This window comes from Archangium gephyra (assembly GCF_049060025.1).
GTDB classification, from domain to species: Bacteria; Myxococcota; Myxococcia; order Myxococcales; family Myxococcaceae; genus Archangium; species Archangium gephyra_A.
The window spans coordinates 5,249,701-5,264,744 of record NZ_JBMEQQ010000002.1 but is presented as its reverse complement, the minus strand read 5'-3'; the positions used below and the strand labels follow the sequence as shown (position 1 = coordinate 5,264,744).

Annotated in this window: 15 protein-coding genes; 10 read left to right on the top strand and 5 right to left on the bottom strand. The window is 65.8% G+C overall.

What is annotated here, in order from left to right; all coding sequences use genetic code 11:
• The first annotated feature begins 260 nt into the window (after window positions 1–260).
• From ACN28I_RS22880 to ACN28I_RS22865, 4 genes are read left to right on the top strand one after another with little or no spacing between them, the layout of a single operon-like run.
• The gene (locus ACN28I_RS22880) at window positions 261–851 is read left to right on the top strand and encodes a biliverdin-producing heme oxygenase (protein ID WP_420944078.1); all 591 of its coding nucleotides are present in this window, start codon (window positions 261–263) and stop codon (window positions 849–851) included.
• A complete protein-coding gene (locus ACN28I_RS22875) occupies window positions 832–3,066 on the top strand; it encodes an ATP-binding protein (protein WP_420944077.1) in 2,235 nt (744 codons plus the stop codon). Before ACN28I_RS22880 ends, ACN28I_RS22875 begins: the two co-directional genes overlap by 20 nt.
• Window positions 3,066–3,506, top strand: a complete 441-nt coding sequence (locus ACN28I_RS22870; protein ID WP_420944076.1) for a response regulator — start codon at window positions 3,066–3,068, stop codon at window positions 3,504–3,506. Before ACN28I_RS22875 ends, ACN28I_RS22870 begins: the two co-directional genes overlap by 1 nt.
• A complete protein-coding gene (locus ACN28I_RS22865) occupies window positions 3,503–4,678 on the top strand; it encodes an ATP-binding protein (protein WP_420944075.1) in 1,176 nt (391 codons plus the stop codon). Before ACN28I_RS22870 ends, ACN28I_RS22865 begins: the two co-directional genes overlap by 4 nt.
• A 4-nt stretch (window positions 4,679–4,682) precedes the next feature.
• On the opposite strand, the gene ACN28I_RS22860 is transcribed toward ACN28I_RS22865, so the two are convergent.
• Window positions 4,683–5,441: a hypothetical protein gene (locus tag ACN28I_RS22860; RefSeq protein WP_420944074.1), complete on the bottom strand. Its 759-nt coding sequence runs from the start codon at window positions 5,439–5,441 to the stop codon at window positions 4,683–4,685.
• A 175-nt stretch (window positions 5,442–5,616) separates the two neighbouring features.
• Window positions 5,617–5,862: a hypothetical protein gene (locus ACN28I_RS22855; protein ID WP_420944073.1), complete on the bottom strand. Its 246-nt coding sequence runs from the start codon at window positions 5,860–5,862 to the stop codon at window positions 5,617–5,619.
• A gap of 113 nt (window positions 5,863–5,975) precedes the next feature.
• On the opposite strand from ACN28I_RS22855, the gene ACN28I_RS22850 reads away from it, so the two are divergent.
• Window positions 5,976–7,646 (top strand): DUF262 domain-containing protein, encoded by a 1,671-nt coding sequence (locus tag ACN28I_RS22850; protein ID WP_420944072.1) that lies wholly within the window; start codon window positions 5,976–5,978, stop codon window positions 7,644–7,646.
• Between the two features lie 570 nt (window positions 7,647–8,216).
• Here the strand turns inward: ACN28I_RS22850 and ACN28I_RS22845 are convergent.
• Complete coding sequence (locus tag ACN28I_RS22845) at window positions 8,217–9,605, bottom strand: IS1380 family transposase (protein WP_420940962.1); 1,389 nt, start codon at window positions 9,603–9,605, stop codon at window positions 8,217–8,219.
• Between the two features lie 189 nt (window positions 9,606–9,794).
• Here ACN28I_RS22845 and ACN28I_RS22840 point away from each other — a divergent pair, with 189 nt between their 5' ends.
• Together ACN28I_RS22840 and ACN28I_RS22835 are read left to right on the top strand one after the other, a co-directional pair.
• Entirely contained in the window at window positions 9,795–10,391 is a 597-nt protein-coding gene (locus ACN28I_RS22840; RefSeq protein ID WP_420944071.1) for a hypothetical protein, read from the top strand.
• 214 nt (window positions 10,392–10,605) lie between these two features.
• Complete coding sequence (locus ACN28I_RS22835; RefSeq protein WP_420944070.1) at window positions 10,606–11,109, top strand: HEAT repeat domain-containing protein; 504 nt, start codon at window positions 10,606–10,608, stop codon at window positions 11,107–11,109.
• A gap of 31 nt (window positions 11,110–11,140) precedes the next feature.
• On the opposite strand, the gene ACN28I_RS22830 is transcribed toward ACN28I_RS22835, so the two are convergent.
• On the bottom strand, window positions 11,141–12,019 hold the full coding sequence (locus ACN28I_RS22830; RefSeq protein ID WP_420944069.1) for a hypothetical protein: 879 nt from the start codon (window positions 12,017–12,019) through the stop codon (window positions 11,141–11,143).
• Window positions 12,020–12,452: 433 nt separating this feature from the next.
• Between ACN28I_RS22830 and ACN28I_RS22825 the strand changes: the two genes are divergently transcribed.
• Together ACN28I_RS22825 and ACN28I_RS22820 are read left to right on the top strand one after the other, a co-directional pair.
• Entirely contained in the window at window positions 12,453–12,746 is a 294-nt protein-coding gene (locus ACN28I_RS22825) for a hypothetical protein (RefSeq protein WP_420944068.1), read from the top strand.
• Window positions 12,743–12,985 (top strand): DNA-binding protein, encoded by a 243-nt coding sequence (locus tag ACN28I_RS22820; protein ID WP_420944067.1) that lies wholly within the window; start codon window positions 12,743–12,745, stop codon window positions 12,983–12,985. Before ACN28I_RS22825 ends, ACN28I_RS22820 begins: the two co-directional genes overlap by 4 nt.
• 237 nt (window positions 12,986–13,222) lie before the next feature.
• Here the strand turns inward: ACN28I_RS22820 and ACN28I_RS22815 are convergent, their stop codons facing one another.
• The gene (locus ACN28I_RS22815) at window positions 13,223–13,726 is read right to left on the bottom strand and encodes a hypothetical protein (RefSeq protein WP_420944066.1); all 504 of its coding nucleotides are present in this window, start codon (window positions 13,724–13,726) and stop codon (window positions 13,223–13,225) included.
• A gap of 439 nt (window positions 13,727–14,165) precedes the next feature.
• Here ACN28I_RS22815 and ACN28I_RS22810 point away from each other — a divergent pair, with 439 nt between their 5' ends.
• Window positions 14,166–14,657 (top strand): hypothetical protein, encoded by a 492-nt coding sequence (locus ACN28I_RS22810; RefSeq protein ID WP_420944065.1) that lies wholly within the window; start codon window positions 14,166–14,168, stop codon window positions 14,655–14,657.
• Window positions 14,658–15,044: the final 387 nt, after the last annotated feature.

Genomic DNA, 15,044 nt, shown 5'->3' with positions numbered 1-15,044 from the left:
CGGGTCCAGCTTCACCGCTCGGACTCCATCCGGGCCGCCGACGGCGCGAAGGCGGCGGGGACGCTCCCCGTTAGGTGAGGCACGAGCCCCTCCCATTCGTCGGCTGGCCGAATCAGCGAGCGGGCAAGGAGGCGTTCCTCCTGCTTCCCTGCCTACAGGGCTGGCGGAAGTTTGACACTTGGACGAAATCCTCGTTCCTCCCCCTCCGGCTAATGGACATGCTCGAACAAGCCTTGTTCTCCCCAGAGCCTCGTACCCTGTTGCAGACGTTGAAGGTGGAGACCCGCCCCCACCACGAGCGCGCCGAGCGCGTGGTGCGCCTGATGTCCCCGGACCTGACCCTGTCGGGCTACCAGCGTCACCTGGAAGCGCTCTACGGCCTCTACGCTCCGCTGGAAGGCGCCCTCGCGGCCTGCCTGGAGGGCCGCTTCCCCGAGCTGCGTCTCGCCGAGCGGTGGAAGGTGCCGCTGCTGGAGGAGGATCTCCGGGCACTCGGCCATGATGGCGCCTCGCTGGCCCGCCTGCCGGTGCACCCGGGCCTGCCCGGGCTGTCCGAAGTGCCCGAGGCGCTCGGGGCCCTGTACGTCCTGGAGGGGGCGACGCTCGGGGGACAGCTCATCCTGCGTCACCTCACGCGCCACTTCGAGGGTGCCCGGGCGGGGGGCTTCGCCTTCTTCCGGGCCTATGGCGAGTCCGTGGGGCCCATGTGGAAGGCCTTCGGCGAGGCCCTGCTGCGGGCCTGTCCGGAGCCGGCAGCCGCTCCCCGGGTGGTGCGGGGGGCCCAGGACACTTTCGAGGCCTTCGAGGCCTGGCTCCGCGAGGTCCATGCCGATGCGCCCTCCTGTCTCTGACGCGGACCTCTCGCAGTGTGAGCGCGAGCCCATCCACCTGTTGGGGGGCATCCAGCCGCATGGGGTGCTGCTGGCCTTCTCGGAGCCGGACCTCACCCTGAGGGTGGTGAGCGCCAACTCCGAGGCCCTGCTGGGGCGCCCACCGGAGGCGCTCCTGGACCGGCCGCTGGGGGAAGTCCTCCACTCCTCCTCGCTCGTCCTGCTCACCCGGGCCCTGTCCCAGCCCGCCACCGGCGCCTTGCGCCTGGAGGCCGCGGGCCGCTTCTTCACCGGCGTCCCGCACCGGAGTGACGGGCTGGTGGTGCTGGAGTTGGAGCCCACCGGGGAGGGCACCCGCGAGGAGGAAGCGCTGGGCATGGTGGACCTGCTCCTCTCGCCGCTGGCCCGCGCCCACGGGCCGCTGGGGCTGCTCCAGGCGGCGGCGGAGGCGGTGCGTGCGCTCACCAGCTTCGACCGGGTGATGGTGTACCGCTTCGACGCGGACTGGCACGGCGAGGTGGTGGCGGAGAGCCGCGACGAGGCCATGGACAGCTTCCAGGGCATGCACTTCCCCGCGAGCGACATCCCCGCCCAGGCCCGTGCCCTCTACACGCGCCACACGTTGCGGCTCATCGCCGACGCGCGCGCCGCGCCCGTGCCGCTGAGGCCCGCCGTCCTGCCCTCGCTGGAGCGCCCGCTGGACCTGTCCGGCGCGGCCCTGCGCAGCGTGTCTCCGGTGCACCTGGAGTACCTCGCCAACATGGGGGTGGGCGCCTCCATGTCCATCTCGCTGGTGCGCGAGGGGCGCCTGTGGGGCCTCATCGCCTGCCACCACCGCACGCCCCTCGTCGTCCCGGCCGCCACGCGCCGCGCCTGTGACGTGCTGGCCCGGCTGGTGTCGCTGCAGCTCGCCTCCGAGGAGCGCGCCAGCGTGTCCTCCGAGCTCGCCCGCCGCGCCCACCTCCAGACGCAACTGGTGGAGCGGCTCTCCGAGCAGGCCGCGACGCTGCCCGTGGCCCTCGCCGCCCAGGCGGAGCTCCTCCTCGGGCTCACCGGCGCGGGCGGGGTGGCCCTGTTGCTCGGCCAGACTCCCGTGCTCGTGGGCCACACGCCCTCCGCCCACGACGTGGACGAGCTGGCCACCTGGCTCGACGGGCAGCACTTCGAGGGCACCTTCCAGACGGAGCGGCTCGGCCAGCTCCACCCACCGGCCGCCGAGTACACGGACGTGGCCAGCGGGCTGCTCGCGGTGCGCCTGGACGAGGCCTCACCCCGCTTCATCCTCTGGTTCCGCCCGGAGGTGGCGCGCACCGTCACCTGGGCGGGCAATCCCCGGAAGCCGGTGGTGCCCGGGCCCGGTGCCAGCCGCCTCCACCCCCGGGCCTCCTTCGACGCCTGGAAGGAGACGGTGCGCGGGGCGGGGACTCCCTGGACGCCGGTGGATGTGGCCGCCGCCATGGGCTTCCGCTCGGCGCTGGTGGGCGTGCTGCTGCGCCATGCCGCCGCCCTCGCCCGCTCCAACGCGGAGCTGGATGCCTTCAGCGGCACCGTGGCGCATGACCTCAAGGAGCCGCTGCGCGGCATCCAGCAGTACGTGGGCTTCCTCCTCGAGGACCACGGCGAGGAGCTCGGCGAGGAGGGGCGCAAGCAGCTCGAGGAGGTGCGCTGGCTGGCCGGACGCACCCAGGGGCAGATGGATGCCCTCTTCGAATACAGCCGCGCGGGGCGGGTGGAGCTGGCCTGGGGCAGCGTGGACATGCAGGAGCTGGTGGACGAGGTCCTGCTCACCGTGTCCGCCCGGCTCCAGGAGAACCAGCTGGAGGTGCGAGTCCCCCGGCGGCTGCCCCGGGTGGAGTGTGACGGGGTCCGCATCCAGCAAGTCTGGGCCAACCTCCTCACCAATGCCGCCAAGTACCACCCGTCGAGCGGGCCGCGCTGGGTGGAGCTGGGCTTCCACGGCCCGGGCGAGCCCCTGTCCCACCCGGCACGGCGGCGGCCGGATGCGTACGTCTTCTATGTGAAGGACAACGGCATCGGCATCGCCGGGCGTTTCCACGAGGACATCTTCGAGATGTTCCGCCGGCTGCACCCCGCCCATGCCTATGGAGGCGGCAGTGGAGCCGGGCTGGCCATCGCACGCAGGCTCGTCCGGCTGCACGGCGGCGAGCTGTGGGTGGAGTCCGCGCCCGGCCAGGGCTCCACCTTCTTCTTCACGCTGGGAGAGAGGCCCCGCTGATGCAACGGCCCCTGCTGCTCGTGGAGGACACGGACTCGGACGCGGAGGCGCTGTTGCGCGTGGCCCGCAAGCTGCCGCTGTCCGCGCCCGTGGTGCGGGTGCGGGATGGGGAGTCGGCGCTCGACTACCTCTTCCAGCGGGGGGCGTACGTGGGAGCGCCCCGTCCGGTGCTGGTGTTGCTGGACCTGAACCTGCCGGGCATTGGAGGTCAGGAGGTGCTCGCCCAGCTCAAGGCCGACCCGGCGCTGCGCTCGCTGCCCGTCATCATCTTCTCCAACTCCAACGAGGCGCGGGACGTGAGCACGGCCTACGCCGGAGGCGCCAACAGCTATCTCTTCAAACCGAGCGGAGCCACCGAGCTCCACGAGGCCGCGCGCGCCTTGGAGTGCTTCTGGTTCAGCGCCGCGCTGCTCCCCGGAGTGGAGGAGCCCTCGGGATGAGCTTGCGTGTGCTCCTCGTCGACGACAGCCTCGCGGATCAGCGGGCGCTGCGGCGTGCGCTCGAGAAGGACACGGAGACGCAGTGGGAGGTGGAGCTGGCCAGCTCCGCCGAGGAGGCCCTGGCGCGTCTGGGGCGTCCCCCGATCCCCGACGCGCTGGTGCTGGACTTCCACCTGCCGGGCATGGACGGGGTGACGCTGTTGCGTGAGGTGCGCGAGCGGTGCAAGGAGCGCATGCCGGCGGTGGTGGTGTACACCGGCAGCGGCAGCGAGTCCGTGGCGGTGGCGGCGATGAAGGCCGGGGCCCACGACTACCTCCTCAAGGACAGCTTCTCGCCGGAGCGCCTGCGCCACAGCCTCCACAACGCGGTGGAGACGGTGCGCATGACGCACGAGCTGGAGGATCGCCGCCGCCAGGCGGAGAGCGCCGAGCGGGCGGCGCGCGAGGCCCTCGCGGTGCGTGACGAGTTCTTCGCCATCGCCACGCATGACCTCAAGGGGCCGCTGCAGAGCATCCTGCTGAGTACGCAGCTCCTGCGCCGCCAGTTGCCAGCGGAGGCGCAGACGGCCGGGGTGAAGACGCGGCTGGAGCAGATTCTGCGGGGAGCCCAGCGCATGGGCGAGCTCATCGACCACTTCCTGGAGGTGACGAGGGGAGGGGAGAAGCCGCTGAAGCGCGAGCCGGTGGACCTGTTCGCGCTGGTGCGCGCGAAGGTGCGCGAGCTGGGGCCGTTGGGGGCGACGCACCCGGTGCACCTGCACGTGGAGGGCGAGGACTTCCAGGGCAAGTGGGACGAGGCGAGCCTGGAGCGGGTGTTGGACAACCTGCTGGGCAACGCGGTGAAGTACAGCCCGAGGGGTGGCTCCATCGACGTGTGGCTGAGCGAGGAGACACCGGGGCCCGAGGGCTGGGTGCGGCTGCGGGTGCAGGACCAGGGGATGGGGATTCCGGCGGAGGATCTGCCGCACATTTTCGAGCGCTTCCGCCGGGGCCGGAACGTGGCCCCGGTGATTTCCGGCAGCGGGGTGGGACTGGCGAGCGCGCACCGGCTGGTGGAGCTGCACGGCGGAACGCTCACGGTGGAGAGCGAGGAGGGCAAGGGCTCCACCTTCACCGTGCGCCTGCCGCGAGAGCTGGGCGTGCGCGACTCCCAGGTGGAGCAGTCGGCCTGACGCGTCAGGGGCCGATGGAGGTGGGGGGACGAATCACGGCGCCCACGGCGACGTAACACTTGCCCTGGTACTCGGCCGCGCCTTTGGAACAGGGCGGACGCCTGGCGATTTCCATCCAGCACCCACCGTGGATCTCCACTTCGGCACTCACTACATCGCACGGAGGCTTTTTCTGTCCCTCGAAGGGCTTGCTGGGCATGGGGAAGCCCTGAATCCCCGCTGTGGGTTCATTGCTCGAACGGGTGAAGACCGGGCTCTCCTCCATGGAGTGCATTTCCTGGGGGTGCACCGCCTGCGGGGGCTCGGTAGCCCGTGGCCAGAGGACCACCGCGAGCGCGAGCAGCGAAGCCAGCCCCAGGGCACCACCGGGCGAACCGAGCCGGCCCGCCGGACGCGGATGAGGCTCCTTCGCGCCGCCCGTCAGGTGGGCTCGCGCCTCCGGCCAGTTGTCGATGCGCACGAGGGCCGCGGCCCACCGCTCGATCATCCACAACAGTTGCCGCGGTTGCCCGTTCACGGGAGCGTGCTCCACCTCCAGCGCGAGATAGGGCGGTGAGACGTTGGCGGTGGCGCGCACCTGCCAGTTCTCTTCCGCGCGCAGATCTCCTTTGGGGCCGGGCATGAGCACGAGGGCGGGGTTGCCCGTCTCGTTGTTGCGCGCCTCGTACAGGCGCCCCAGCCCACCGCCGAGGCCGCGGTAGCGTTTGAGAACGTGATACGGCCCCACCGAGTTTCCGCTCCGGGAACTGTCTTCCTTCTTCATGGCGTCCTCCGAGCCCGGGTTCCTAGCACGGCGGTGCGGCGGATGACCAGACAGGTCTCCATGGCCCACCCCGGCAATACCACGTCCGCAGTAGGGTGGCGGCGTTCACCTACGCCGTGCTCGCGACGATTCGCGCGGTCGCCGGACCTGAGGGAGCGCTCCTGCTCATGAAGAACTACACCAGGGCGTAGCTGACGGCACCCGGTGGGGTGCGCACTATTTTGGAGCACAGAGACGGCACGCACATCGGCGGCGCCGAGCCCTCACCCTTGCCGCGCAGGCGGCCACCGACGACGGAGAGCGTCAGCCCCGCGGCATCGCGCCCGGTCTTCCACAGCCTCTCCACGCCCGAGCGGACCACCGGCCGCTCCGTACCGAGCCGTTGCTCCCGAAGCAACGCCACCAGATCATCCTCGTGCATGACGGACCATCCTCTCGTGGGTGCACCGGGCCCATATTTGAAGCCTCGGATTGTCAGATCCCACAAGTGAGAGTTACTCTCGATATCGGGCCGTGCTCCAATCGGAGGGACTTGTGGAAGCATTCAATTCGAAGCCTCGAAATTTCGGAGATTTGCTCGGTAAGCATGAGGAAAAGACGGTTGTGGTCCCTGCCTACCAGAGGCCGTTCTCTTGGGAGAAAACTCATGTGGCCGCCTTTTGGTCCGACTTTTGGGACTTCCACGATAAGAGAAAGCCTGCGGAGCGCTATTTCCTCGGACCAGTCGTAATCATTGAGGGCAAAACTGAGATCAATCTCCTTGATGGGCAGCAACGTGTAGCTACGGCTACAATCATGTTTTCGGTCATTCGTGACTTGGCGCGTGCTCTTGGATCGGATGGGGGGGATTTTGCGCGTGATGTCCAGCGCGATGTTATCGAGAAAAACAAGAAGAAGCATTACTCGCTTGATCTTTCAGAGACTGACAAGCCGTTCTTCCGCAAGGTCATTCAAGATGACCCGCCTTCTGAGTCCGCCGTCGCGGAGTGCAAATCACACGACTTGATTTTGAAGGCAAAGAACTACCTAAAGGCTGAGTTTACGAAGAAGTTGGAGGGGTTTTCTGCGGAGGAGTCTCTAGAAAAATTGCAGGGTGCCTACCAGACGCTTGCGAACGCGCTAACGGTTGTTGCTATTTCAGTAGAATCTGAAGATGCCGCCTATCAGATCTTTGAGACGCTCAATGATCGTGGCCTGCGTTTGTCGGTTCCCGATCTGATGCTTAATTTTCTGATGCGTTCAGCAGGTGATGCTGGCGAGCGCGACTCAATCCGCGATAGTTGGTCTGAGATGCTGGAAGGCTTGGGTAAGCGTCGTGACCCAGCCCGGTTCATTCGCCACTATTGGCTGTCGATGCATGGGGATGTCAAGAGTCGCAAACTCTTTACTGAGTTCAAGGAGCGATTCAGCAAGAAGGAGTTCAAAGGCGGTCCTGTTGATTTCGCTGATCGATGTGCCGCTGAGGCAGGTAGTTATCGCGCGATACTTGAATTTGATGAGTCGAAACTTGGTGAAGCCAAGGAGTTGGTTGAGGCGTTGATTTCGCGTTTGGGAGCACCAGCGGAGCCGCTTGTTCTTGCTGGCGTTCGGTGTCTATCGAAAAAGCAACTGCGTTCACTCTGCGAAACCGCTGTGGGTCTTGTTGTGCGGTACTCTGCGATTGCGGATAAGGACTCCGCGCGCCTTGAAACAGCGATGTTTGCGGCGGCTCGGTTACTTTCGGATTCAAACAGCGGCAAGTCTGTCGAGAAGGCCCTGAATGCTGCTCAGGATAAGTTGGCTGAGATCTACCCGAGTGATGAAGAAGTTCTCGCGCGTGCTCACAATGTTGGACTGAGCCGCAATGAGGCCCATTATATTGTGTCTCGGATTGCCCTGCAGATGCAGACCAAGACAAAGGAGATTGCTCTTGGCGATTTGACGCTTGAGCACATATTCCCTCAAAATCCGAGCAAGAATGCTTGGCCGAATGCAGATGAGCTTCGCCCCTTGCTTTGGAATATTGGAAATCTTACGGTTTTGAGTAAGCCGATCAATAGCTCGGCGTCGAATAGTTCCATAGACAAGAAGCGAACTGAGTATGCAAAGTCGGAACTTCTGATCAACAAGGGGCTTGCAGCAGATGGTAAGTGGACTGCGAAAAGCATAGTGACGCGGTCGCATGTGTTGCTCGAATGGGTTTGCAAACTTTGGCCCAAGCCGTGATGCTATTGGAGCGCCTTTCTGGGGTTTGCTATTGCTCTACGCTGTCTCCTCCCTTGAGGATGAGCAAAATCAGTAATCGGCGCATCCCCCAGCAGCTCGCCGCTTTGGGCTAGAGACGCCAGAAGGGCACACTGGGGGCACATGAATGAAGAAAAGCCCAGCAACCCTTTAAGATTGCTGGTCTTCCAGGAATGGGGGCGGCGGGGGCGGGAGTCGAATCCGCAGACAAGGCGATAGAAAACCCCAGGCAGGACGCGCTGTACCCGCTATCGCCTTGATTTCGCTCGGGTTCGTCATCCCGCCCCATCCCACGCGCTTCCCCCGTGTGCCACCTCTAACCCCGCTGGAGGGGCACACTGGGGGCAGATGCCCCGCTGAGGCCGAGAAATCGGGCCCTGGCGCTAGCCCGGATTTGTCACACCGGGCACGGACATAGGGCTGGTGTCGCGGCGTAGCCTGCTGGTGGCCGCGAGCCTGGCCTCGCGTCGGTTCTGGCTCCGGTAACGGGCAAAGCTCCGCCCTCTCCAGCCGGAGTCGGACCCGCGCGAGGTTGTCAAAGAGCTGCGGACGTCAGGAGGGCGCGGGGACGGAGAGCAGTTGCTCGGCGATGCGCGCGAAGAGGTCTCGCACCGGGGCGGCAGCGCTCAGGGACAGGACGACGCGGCGGACGCTCACGCGGACAATGGCAGCGACCTTCAGCAGCTTGAGCCGGAGGGTGCCCGCCTGCGCGCGCTCGAGTTCCGTGCCCTTCAGGCCGAAGTGCCGCAGCAGGTTGAGCAGCACATAGGCCACGGAGGCAAACCACAGGCGCAGTTGGTTGGCGCGTAGGGTGTGGGCGCTGGTGCGGTCGGCGAAGAGGTCCAGCTGCTGCTCTTTTATCCGGTTCTCCATGTCGCCGCGCGCGCAGTAGAGCTCCTCGTAGAGCGAGCGCGCGGGGTGCTCCTTGTCGGACAAGGACGTCACGACGAAGCGCGGGTTGTGCTTGTCGCCCAGCCACTCCGCCTTGGCCACCACGCGGCGCTCCCGAGTCCAGGAGTCCTGAGTCCGGTAGCGCAGCTCGCGGTAGGCACGTGTCGGTGCTCCATCGCGTTCCTCCAGCGACACCTTGCGCACCAGCTGCGAGTCCGCCGCAATCATCTCCTCCAGCCGCTTGTTGCGGGCCAGGCCGAAGACGAAGTCGACGCCGTTGTCTTCGCACCACGTCATGAGGCCATCTCTCGCGAAGCCAGAGTCCGCACGCAGCACGATGCGTGTGGCGGGCCAGCGCGCGCGAATGCGGGCCACAATGCGCTCCACCTCCTCCAGTGCGCCCTCCGACGCGTCGATGCCGGAGGTCCGCAGCTTCGCGCACAGCAGGAAGTCTCCGGCGAAGATGTAGAGCGGCAGGTAGCAGTAATTGCCGTAGTAGCCGTGGAAGAAGCGGCCTTCCTGCGTGCCGTGGATGGGGTCGTCGGTGGCGTCCAGGTCCAGCACCACCTCACGCAGCGGACGGCGGTGCGCGTCGAGGAAGGCGTCGACGAAGAAGTGCTCAATGGCTTGCGCGTCGTAAACCACTTTGCGGTAGCGCGCCTGCGCCGTCGCATCCGCCGGCGTCAACTCCAGCCGGTTGAGCGTGCTGGGGCTGGCCAGCTGCCGCGCCGGGTCCGCCTTGCCCACCACCGCTGCCAGCAGCGGGTCATGACGCAGCGCCGCGTGGTCCACCAGGTCCTCGTAGCCGCAGGCGATGCCGAAGACGCGCTGGCGCACCAGCTCCTCCACCGAGTGGTGGATGAGGTCCGGGTCGCGAAGGTCACGAAAACAGGCCGCGAACTTGCGCATCAGCCCGAAGCGCTGGTCGAGCCGATGCAGCAGCACCAAGCCCCCATCGGAGGAGATGTGCTCCGCGTCGAACGCGGCCACCAGTTTTCGGCGGCCAACGGCATCGAACTCCAGCTGCTTCGGGGTACACTCTGTTTTCACCGCGTAGCTCCTACCGGTAGATGGAAAGCCTTGAGAACTCTCCACTTATCAGTCGGCCGCTACGCGGTGCTCCCTCTACACGTGATCGATCCGGGCTAGGTCCTCCCCTGAAGGGAATTACTTCGCTTGGCTTAGTGATGTAATCTGACCGCCTCGGGCAAGTGCTGCCGAGTTCTTTCTGGAGCCCGCATGCCGGCACTTATCAAACAGAGCGAAATCACATGCCCAGAACCGGTCATCATCGACTTCGGGTTTTCGGGCCTGAGTGAGAAACACGCGCAGTCGATCATGCGAGACATCATCCGGGACAACTGGCCAGAGCTCCGTCGTCCCGATCAATGTGTGTACGTCATTCGTCTCGTTGGCCAAGTCGCCGCTTCGTACCCTCTTGACTTCTCGCCCGTCATCTACGTGGGTGAAGGAAACGCCTATGAACGGCTCTACAACCACACGAACTGGATCGTCCCCCTCGTTCAGAGCGTGCCCAGGCTTGGAATCGAAATTCGAATCGCCCAGGTGGCACGTCGGAATAACGTGAACCTATACCAGTACATTGAGGCCGACCTGCTGCGATGGTTCGCGGACATTTACGGATCGCTGCCGTGGTTCAACCGCCAGTTCGAACCGTCCAAGGAGGGCACGCACACGTACGAGCCAGGGGCTGAGCGCGACCTCATGCGTCTCATCGGCGTCGGTGGCGGGAACAGATTTCTCTGGGCGATCCAGCCGACCCACAATAATGAACTCTACCTTCCGTACACGAAGGGGGCCACAGCGGCAGCTTGAGCGTCGCCCCGACGCGGAGGTGTCAAAGGACTCGTGTGTGCCAGGAGAAGCCTGCGTGAGGAGGAAGCGATGTAGGAGCGGAAACCTCACGAAGGGACCCTGCGGGTTCAAACCCCGCCCGGCAAAGGAGGCCACCAGCCGGAGGCGAGTCTTGCGTGGTGCCGGTGAGAGCCGGGCTGCGAAGCGTAGACAGCTCTTTCTGGAGGAGGGCCACGTGGACGATAGAGAACGAGTACGACACCTGACCTCCTATGACAAAGAGGAGGTCCTTGAAGCCCTCCGTGAGCTCAAGCTGGACAAGGAGACCCCACCCTCTGATGAGGTCGTGGAGGCTGGGCTGGAGTTGATGAAGAGCCTGGATTCCGAGCTGCGGTATGAGGCCGTCTGGGCCCTGTGCCTTCATTGGGGACACCTGCGTACGCTCCCCATGCTCCGGGCGATGCTGGAGGGACAGGAGAAGGATCTGGAGGTGCAGATCATCGCCGCCCGCTCCATCGGTTCGATGGTCGAGCGATGGGGTCACCCTGATGAGCAGTCGTTCAGAGTGCTCGCGCGCGTCGCGCTGGATGAAAGCGCGGCCGCTGAACTCAGGGGGGTTGCGTATACCAGCCTTCGTGCTGCCGCCGGACTGCTCCCGCCAGAAGAGGAAGCGCGTCTCGAAGAAGATATCCGCCAACTGGATGTGGATTGGAAGTGGTTACGCGCGATGGCCGGTTGAAGCTCAGTAGCCCACCAGTCAAGCTGCGGCTTCACATGTCCGGCTCGCATGTCCAAGCGTACTGCTCGGAGTAGCGGTGACACTTGTAATAGGGGCCGCAGGCGTTGGGGACGGCCGGGTCACAGGTCTTCCTGCAGTAGTGCATCTGGCAGACGAATCCCTCGGGGCAGTCAGACGTGTGCTCCTCACCACAACGGATGAGGCACGTCCCCCAGGCTTCGTGCGGGTGGCTGAAGGTATTCCACATGGAACACTTCTGACCCCCAGGACAGGGGGTCCGCTGGCAGTTCTGGCCATGCACCTGCGCGCACACCGACACGCCCTCCTCGATGTTGGGCTGGATGCAGTCCTGGCCCTCGGGACACGCACGGCCCTCACACGTGGGCAGGCAGGAGGGCCCATCGAGGCCCTCGCGGCAGAAGAAGCCCTCCGGACAACTCCCGGGCTCTTCCACCCGGCACGGCCGGCCGCACCGGCGGTCCTGGCACAGCAGGCCCCGTTCGCATGCCGTTTCACGCGAAGACGACATGTTCGAGCAGGGCTCGCCCTCCTTGCGCACGCCCACCAGCGTGCATTGGCGGAGTTGGGGCCCGCCCTTCACCGCCTCCACCGTGCGGCACACCATGTCCTCGGCGCAATGCTGATCCGTCATGCACCGGCTGTCGGTGCAGTACCTCCATTTGGAACGCGCATTGAAGAAGCAGGCGAGCGGTGGCTGGCAGTCCTCGCGGCCCGAGCAGGGGCGCTCGTAGGTCATCAGGCTCTGGCGCTCTCCGGGCGAGAGCATGGGGACGAGCTTGGCCTCGGGAGCCGGCTGCAATCCTCCCAGCATGGCCGTATGGATGGCCCAGGCCAACGGGAGGAGCAGGAGGAGGCCCAACAGAGGGGCCAGGAGGGTGCGCCAGCGCATCACGGGCTTCACTTTGGCCCGGCTCCGGAGTTGTTGCGCATGCCGTTGAGCCGAGAAGGTGTCAAAGGACTCGTTCCCGGCACCTCGTTTCCTACGAATCCTCTGACACCCTTCCCGGCCGCCGGAGGTAGGAGCACGGCGGCGGGCTCCCGAGGTACGTTCCCGGGTGTGACCGACAGACTCGCCAGCTCGCTCCCAGCCGAGGCACTCCAGGCGATCGATGAGCTGATCCTCGAGGGCCGCACCCTCCATGCCTTCCTGGTGATCAGGGAGAAGGCGGGCTGTTCTCTCTTCGAGGCTCAGGAGCTCCACTGGGAGCGCCGGATGACGCTGAAGGAGGCTCCATCCGGTCCTGCGCGAAAGAGACGAGGAGGAGGCGAGGCAGGCCACTCCGGAGGCCTGGCGCGCGAAGGCGCTACGGGGGTTGGACCAGTTGGAATCAGCCCCCCTCGTCCTGGAAGCGCTCTGGGATGGAGACACGACGAGCTGGATTCTCGTGCTCAGCGCCATCCTGCCCGGCGCCTCTCGCGCGCATCCGCGGTTCACGGAGGTTCATCTGGTCTCCATGCGCGGAAGTGGCGAGCCGGTGATCGCGGTGGCTCAGGAGCTCGGCCGGATGGCCCACGCGCGCTGGAACATCCCCCTCTACTTCCCCGCGCTCGAGCCGCCGGACATCGACCCTCCGCGCTGGTGGGATACGGGCCTCTCTGCAGGAGGAGCACCATGAAAGACCGACAGAGCGAGCAACAGGACTCCGGCCTCCCCACGGGATTGGGGAAGCCGGCGGAGCGGGCACTGGCCGGGGCCGGGTACGTGCGGCTCGAACAGTTCACCCGGGTCAGTGAGGCCGAACTCCTGGCGCTGCACGGCGTGGGACCCAAGGCGCTGGAGCGGCTCCGCCAGGCCTTGGAGGCCCGGGGGTTGTCGTTCGCCGGAGGGAAGACCCGGACCACCCACAAGAAGTAGCGCCATCAGGGGGAGGGACGATGCGTGATTCTGGCAAGCCACCCCCCGAGGTGTCAGTCCCCCGCCCCCCAGGTGTCAGACCATTCGTAGGGGGCAGTGTGCCGCTACGGGTCCTTTGACACCTTTCCGAGCCAGGAAGGGTGTCAGACGACTTGTAGGAGGCGAGGTGTCAGAACGAGTTCTTTGACACCTTCCCGGCTGCCTCTCGTCCGTCGCGGAGCGCCCTGAGGCGGGCCGCTACTTCACCAGGGTCTTGAAGCGCTCGGAGAACTTCGGCTCCACGTCGCCTGCCGGCTCCAGCTCCACGACAGCCTGGGTCTTCGAGTCCGTGAGGAGGACCACCCCGTCGTCGCGGACCGTCACGGCGTAGCGGCCCTTCTCGAGGGATGTGTTGCACGACTGTCTCACCGAGGTGGGGTCCGCCGTCGACGTGGAGCCCTTCTTCACCTCGCGCGTGAGGTGGTTCACGCCGCCCGAGGCCGCGACATTCCCCGGAATCACGAGCGAGTCCTTCTCCCAGCTCACCTCGGTGCTGAGCTCCACGTCGCAGCCCAGGGCCTCCTTGTTCGAGGCGCCCTTCAACGTGAGAGACTGCATCCGCACGGTGAGCTGTTCTCCCGCGAAGGTCCAGATCATCCGGACCCAGACATACTTGAACGTGGAGCCCTCGCTCTTGTTGAAGCTCTCCAGGAACAGCTTCTGCATGGCGGAGCGCTTGCCATTTTGGGTGACCCAGGCCATCTCGAAGGATCCACGGGGTGGGGCCGCGAGCCCTGGAGTGGAAAGCAGACAGAGGGTGGTGACGAGGAGGGTCCGCAACCGCCAGTGCGATGAAGACATGTCTCGACGGTAGTACTTCCAGGAGAAGGAAGCGATGCCTTTCGAGCAACGCGAGCACTCGGCAACGCCGGCCTCTACGCGCTCCGCGCGGTTGCTACTCGAGCGGGAGCTGTAGCGGCACCGTGGTTTGGACCACTCCTTGGTAACGGGGACATGGAGACGGCGGACGGGTCGGAGGCGAAGGTAAAGTCGCCACCAATCTGCACCCATTCACCTGCGCCGCGTGAAGGGGCGTCATCGCGCCCGACCGCTTGCCCGGAGGCGGACAGCACCGAACAAGTGTTGAATATCTCGCTCGCCTGCCCGTCTACCTGCGACCCATTCACTGGAGGCAGCACTCATGCAGACCCTGGCACGATGTGGAGTCATTCTGGCAGCCGCAGTCATCTTCGGAGCGTGCGGCGGCCCCGCCCATGACCGGGCGGACGACATCAAGCCCGAGGCACCGTCCGGCACGTTCGCGGGCACTCCGTGGACGATGACCCACGCGACCGTCTCGAAGAGCGACTCGAAGCTGAGCGTGCGGCTGTTCTCGGAGCCGGTGGCCGATTGCGCGCAGTTTCCGCCTGAGGGCTCCACCGCCGGCTACCTCCTCTGGACGATGCCCGCGGAGCTCGGCAGGCGCTCGCTCAAGCTGTCCTTGACCGATTTCAGCTCCCCCGACAATCAGACGATCACCTTCGTGACGCCTCCTTCGAGCAACAACATCTCGGTCGACGGCATCATCAACGTGACGCAACTCACCGACACCTCGGTGACCTTTGGGTTTCTCGCCAAGGCCGGCACGGGGTACGACGTGAACGGAACGATCACCACCAAGATCTGCCCGTAGCTCGGCCGGGTCATCCGGTTCGGCGAAGTTCGTGAGAGGCGTCCGGCTCTGGCCGGGCGCCTCTCTCTTTTTCCATCCCGAGCCACCCTTCCTGGCCCCCCTCCAGCTACGGGCAAGCGGTCGCTCTGTCTCTGCACAACGTTCCCCTTGCGTGCGTCCGTGGATGTCAGGGCGCGCTTTCATACTCCGAGCCGCCCCGCCAAGACCCTACAGGTCCTGAATCGATTGGAGGACGTGGCCATGCGCTTTCGAGCGTGCATCGCACTTCTGCTCTTTGTCTCAGCCTGCGCTACATCAGTGCCGAGCCCAGGAAAGTCAGCGGCCCAGGACCCGAGGCGCGCCAATCTCCAGCGAGCAGCGACGCTGCCGTGGACGGATGGGGGGCGT

Excerpts from the sequence above, each read along its gene's own strand:
- ACN28I_RS22875 (WP_420944077.1), top strand. The coding sequence starts at position 832 with ATGCGCCCTCCTGTCTCTGACGCGGACCTCTCGCAGTGTGAGCGCGAG.
- ACN28I_RS22870 (WP_420944076.1), top strand. The coding sequence starts at position 3,066 with ATGCAACGGCCCCTGCTGCTCGTGGAGGACACGGACTCGGACGCGGAG.
- ACN28I_RS22865 (WP_420944075.1), top strand. The coding sequence starts at position 3,503 with ATGAGCTTGCGTGTGCTCCTCGTCGACGACAGCCTCGCGGATCAGCGG.
- ACN28I_RS22860 (WP_420944074.1), bottom strand. The coding sequence starts at position 5,441 with ATGAAGAAGGAAGACAGTTCCCGGAGCGGAAACTCGGTGGGGCCGTAT.
- ACN28I_RS22855 (WP_420944073.1), bottom strand. The coding sequence starts at position 5,862 with ATGCACGAGGATGATCTGGTGGCGTTGCTTCGGGAGCAACGGCTCGGT.
- ACN28I_RS22840 (WP_420944071.1), top strand. The coding sequence starts at position 9,795 with ATGCCGGCACTTATCAAACAGAGCGAAATCACATGCCCAGAACCGGTC.
- ACN28I_RS22830 (WP_420944069.1), bottom strand. The coding sequence starts at position 12,019 with ATGCGCTGGCGCACCCTCCTGGCCCCTCTGTTGGGCCTCCTCCTGCTC.
- ACN28I_RS22820 (WP_420944067.1), top strand. The coding sequence starts at position 12,743 with ATGAAAGACCGACAGAGCGAGCAACAGGACTCCGGCCTCCCCACGGGA.
- ACN28I_RS22815 (WP_420944066.1), bottom strand. The coding sequence starts at position 13,726 with ATGGCCTGGGTCACCCAAAATGGCAAGCGCTCCGCCATGCAGAAGCTG.
- ACN28I_RS22810 (WP_420944065.1), top strand. The coding sequence starts at position 14,166 with ATGCAGACCCTGGCACGATGTGGAGTCATTCTGGCAGCCGCAGTCATC.